This window comes from Okeania sp. (assembly GCF_983059655.1).
Genome location: NZ_CEZPJD010000571.1, coordinates 1 through 5,238, shown reverse-complemented (window position 1 = coordinate 5,238; position 5,238 = coordinate 1). Strand labels below are relative to the sequence as shown.

General features: G+C 36.8%; 1 protein-coding gene. It reads right to left on the bottom strand.

Annotated elements, in window-relative coordinates; translation table 11 throughout:
• Positions 1 to 143 precede the first annotated feature (143 nt).
• Positions 144 to 5,192, bottom strand: coding sequence for a DEAD/DEAH box helicase (locus AC3DU7_RS24345; protein WP_488041827.1), 5,049 nt, complete (start codon positions 5,190 to 5,192; stop codon positions 144 to 146).
• Positions 5,193 to 5,238: the final 46 nt, after the last annotated feature.

Below are 5,238 nucleotides of genomic sequence, written 5' to 3'. Positions count from 1 at the left end.
GGGGCATGGACTAGAACCAAACAATCGCGCATTCATACTTCAATTCAGCAACGCCCAATTTGTAGTACAAACCATATACTTTATTATAAGTAATTATCCGCAATTCGTAGCTCCCCCGGAGGGGGAACATGATATAAATTACCTCAAACCCAAGAAGCTAACTCATCTAACTGCGCTGTCAAATCTAAATCATAGCGCAAGCGACAAACGTGATAACCAGCAGTAAATTCTAAATTTTCATCATTGATGCGGTCTTTTTCCTGTTGTTCGGGAGTATCGTGAACCGAACCATCACAGAAAACAGCAATTTTTTCTTTTTGGTAAACAAAGTCTGGCTGACAATTAGCTTCAGGAATTAATACTTGAGCATCGTTAGGTAATTTTATCCCCCTCTGATAAATTTCTTTCAACACAATACGTTCAAACTCAGATGATGAGTCAGTTTTTTCTAATAGTTGTTGATAATGTTCGTCGCGAGATTTACCTTGACTATGACGCATAATATTACTATTAGTTAATTTTTCCAAAAAAGGTTTAATTAAATGACGGTTTAATAGATGATGATCAAATTGATTTCGGTAAGATAATAAGCATTCATAACAAGCAACACTACAACTTTCTTTAGGTTGTTTGAAGTGACAAATATCTAGTGCAGTCTTGGCTAAATGTTGAAAAGATTCGGGATTTTCTATTATCTGGGATAAAACACCAGCTCCACCTTCGGCAGCTTCCCAGAATAATAAATATTTTCCTTCACCTAACTTTTCTGATGCTAGTTCGTTTTCTTCTAATTTATAATCAGCTTGAATTGCTCGTTCTAAAGCATATTGCAAAGTGGTGAGAAAAGCTTCAGAATTTTCTTGGAGTAAAATATCTTTTTCCGGCTGTATAACCAAAATATTGCAAGTTTCTTGTACTAATAAATGTACTTCTGTATCTAACTTATCTAAATTTTCTGTTTCCGATTTACTATCACCCCAAAAACCAGTAGCAGTATCTAATTTAAAACCTCTTTCCTTGCCTCGTTTTAACCCTCGGTTAATTCTCCAAATATCTGCCGTTTCTCCTAATGTCAATTTGAGCAATTTTTGACCATCATTACTAACAACTTCTGCTGATTCTTGACGTTGTTCTGCATAACGGAAATGAGTAGTAATATTATAACCATATTTGAGGCGTTCTTCTTCATCACTGGTAATGCGTTCTCTCCTCCGTGTCAGAGCTGTTTCCATCTGTAAAACTTTGGTTAGTGTTGGTAAGTTGCCATAACTATCAGATTTAAATTTAGCTCCACAATTAGAACAAAGGTCTCGATTAAAATCTTCACCTTCGTGAAGATAACCACAGTTGAAACATAATTTTACCCTTTTATAGTCTATTCCACTGACAGGAATTTTCGTTTTGTTAATTTGAAATTTATTACCTTCATAATAAACAATATTAGTAGGTGCTAATTCTCGAATAGCAACCACACGGGGACGGGCAATAAATTCTCCGCCGTTACTATCAGGAATATAAGCTCGTACTGGTAAACGAGGAAAATTAAACCCTGGTAAAAACCCCTCAGCAGCAAAGTAGCGGTAGGGATAAAATTCAAACTCACTGCTACTGCGTTTATTTGACATTGACTGACCTATTAATAGATCGATTTGTCTTTTGGCCTCTTTTTCTGATGTTTCAGCGTTGATACGGTCTTCTGTACTTACATTACCTCTGTTAGAGCGGTCAATAATACGTCGTGCTTCATCCCTCTGTCTGACTGCATCTTTATATAATTTTCGCCAGCGATCGCCAGCTTTATTAAATTCAATAATGGCATGCTTTAATATTGAAGATAACCATTCATACGAATACCATTTTGTGTTCTTTAAGTCACGCTGACAAAACTCATCTTCTAAAATTGTTTGTACAGCTTTAAGACATTTCTTCAGACCATCGGAAGTAAGTTTAAGTTGCGCTTTCAAGTCTTCCTTGAGGGGGTATCCTTCTATATCTAAATCTAAAATTTGATTCATGGAGTCACCCAAGTCAATACCAGTGTGAGCTAACCAGATAGAATAAATATGAGACTTAATTAGGTCTGGGTTAGCTAACTCTAATTTTGGTGGTGTAACTTCCCCAGCGACCATCTGTTGTTGTCGTTGATAAAAGTATTGGTCATGTCCGCTACCTGCTGCAGCGTAAGTAATAACTAAAGCTTGCTGACCACTACGACCAGCGCGACCGCTACGTTGAGCATAGTTAGCGGGGGAAGGAGGAACATTTCTTAAGTGAACGACGCTTAAATCTGCAATATCTATTCCTAACTCCATTGTGGGGGAACAAAATAAAGCAGATAATGCTCCTTCCCTAAATTTTGCTTCTCTATCTTTACGGTTTTGATTATTTACTTGACCCGTATGTTCTCGCCCTTCCATTGTCTTAATATTTTGCACATCTCGTTGATAGAATTGTTGGAAAAATTCATTGACTGGTATATTTACTTCCTCACTTCCCTGTAACCTTTTTGTCTTTAAAATATCTGGAGGAATTGTCTCGAATTTATCGGCTTTCCAAATCATAGACTCTACTATTAATTGCACTTCATTATCATCTTTGTATAAATAACCAGAATTAGCTAAAATATTTATCAATGCCTTGATTAAACTATCATAATCAGGTTCCGATGAAATAGTCTCATTTAACCAAGGCCACGCTCTATGAGAACGTAAAAACTGACCAATTTTACTCCGATAAGTTAACTTAAATTTTGCTCGACCTTGCTTATCATTTTTAGCGATAGTTGCCCAATTCGCTTCATATAATACTTCATCACTATCTATCCCCCATTTTTCATTCAATTGTTGTTCAATTTCCCGTTGAAAATTCCGAAATTCTTCTGCTTGTAAAAACTGAGCATCTATTACTAAATCTTTCCGGAGTTGGTCTAATACAGTTTTGATAACATCATATCTTTGTTGAGGCGTTGCTTGTAATAAAATTGGATGGGGATACTTTTGCCAAAGTCTTTTTTCGTGACAAACTTCCTCTAGACCATCATACTCAATAGTCAATAAACCAGTCTGTTCTAAATTGGGTTGCACAATTCGCCAACCCCGACGCAAGTCTGCATAAAGACGATATTCTACTAACTTTTCAAAAGCTTTTTCATTTCTCTTTTTTCCCGAACCAAATTCAGCTACTTGTCGAGCATAATCTGTTTGAGATAAACCTAAACATTTTACTACTTCTGAGGCTAAAATATTATGATTTAATTTACCATTAGTTTGTAGCGCTCTATTTAATCCAGACCGGAAAAAACTGGTTTGAATAAAATCATTAAAATGTCCTGCTTGTAATGAAGCATCTTGACGGTTGTCGGTAAAACTGAGAATTTTTGCTGCTTTTTGATCGATAATCTGATTAGCTTTTAACTTACTAACTGTAGACAAACATAATAAAGTTGTAGCAGTGCTGCGACCTTCCGTACTGAGACGAGAAAGTTTAGAATATTCTGTTTTTCGGCGTTCATAAACTATGCCACAATTGAGACAAGTTAAGAAAGGTTTAGGAATAAACCAACAGGATATAGGAGTAGAATCTTTATCTTGAGAAACCTCAGATAAATTAACTTTTCCATTAGGCAAAACAAACAATTTTATCGGGATAAATTTATCAAACTCTTTCTTAGCAACTCGACCTTTACGTTTAGTTACTCGAAACCAGTTATCGGGTAAACGGTCTTGGTCTGCTGTTCCCCATAACCCCGCTTCATCCATGGTAAGATAACCTTCCTGGGTGTCTTCATCCAAGTCCGTATCTACAGCAGTTGGTAGGAGAGGGGTAACAGTTGCTCCATTACTGTCGTAACGCACTGCATAATAGTCTTGACCGCATTCCCGACAAAACACCAAGGGATAAAGTAACTTATTATCTTTCTGATACTGACCTTCTAATGTCAGAAAACGTTGATCGCGAGATTCAATAGTTGCATAAACGCTACCCCCTTGAGAGATAAACTGATGTAGACGAAATGCCAACCCCCTAGTTTTGCTTCCCCACAGGAACATTTGTTTGAGAATGTCAACACAAGCAGTTACCGGAAAAGCGGTTTCATCAGATAATAACTTTGCTCCTCTTTCTAAAGTAATAGGGGAGCGACGCACTAAATGACCTTCCTTTTCCTCAATGCCAAAATTCATTTCTATCCACGCGCTGAGGGGATGTTGTTTAAAAGTGCTTTCCGTCCGTTGCTCTACTGGAGGTAAACCTGATGTGAGACTATTTTTTAATTCTGTGGTGTCTGGATAGGGTCTAGTTATTGCTTTTTCCAGAGTTTCATCAATGACATTTTCTACCTTTACCTCCACTCCAAATAACTTACTCGCAACACCCGCAACAGTCAGACGGCGGTTTTCTCGACTACCTTCTGTTGACATAGTAGCGGAGGTGCCAATACAAAGTAACTTTTTCCCACAACGTTGTCTGAGTTTACGAATAACTACAGCGACATCCGCACCCTGACGACCCCGATAGGTATGGAGTTCATCTAATACTAAAAATTTCAGGTTGGGTGATGTGACAAGTTTATCTTCATAGACACGAGTCAACATCAACTCTAACATTACATAGTTAGTTAATAAAATGTGTGGTGGGTTTTCTTGAATTTCACTTTTTCTACTGAGACTTTCTTGTCCGGTGTACTGTGCAACTTTAATATGACTAACATCGCTTAAAAATTTCTTAAATTCTTCTGTTTGAGAATTTATCAAAGCATTCATCGGATAGACTAATATTGCCCGGACTCCTTTGATTTCTGGATGCTCTAATAAATCGTTAATAATTGGCACAACATAGGTCAAACTTTTACCAGAACCAGTACCAGTTGTCAATACATAAGACTCATCTTTTTTAGCACAATTAAAAGCTTGTTCTTGGTGGCGATAAAAGTTAAAGTCGGGGAAATATTTTTGACAGTCTGGGTGGAAAACTTTTTGATTAATTAAATGATTAATTGTGGCACTACGTTGATAAGCTGGATTAATTTGTACAAGAGGAGGAGTCCAGAGTTGACCTTTATTTAATTCCTGTTGTACAAAGTCTTTAACTCTAGAGTCGCGAATTTTCAGAAAGCTTTCTATATAGCTGCGATATTCGGCAATAATTTCATCTCTGAAGTTGAAAATATCTAAGTTTGTAGAGGGTAATATCATGTTCGGATAATTACTTATAATAAAATTTTTGTTTGTAGTAGGGCTT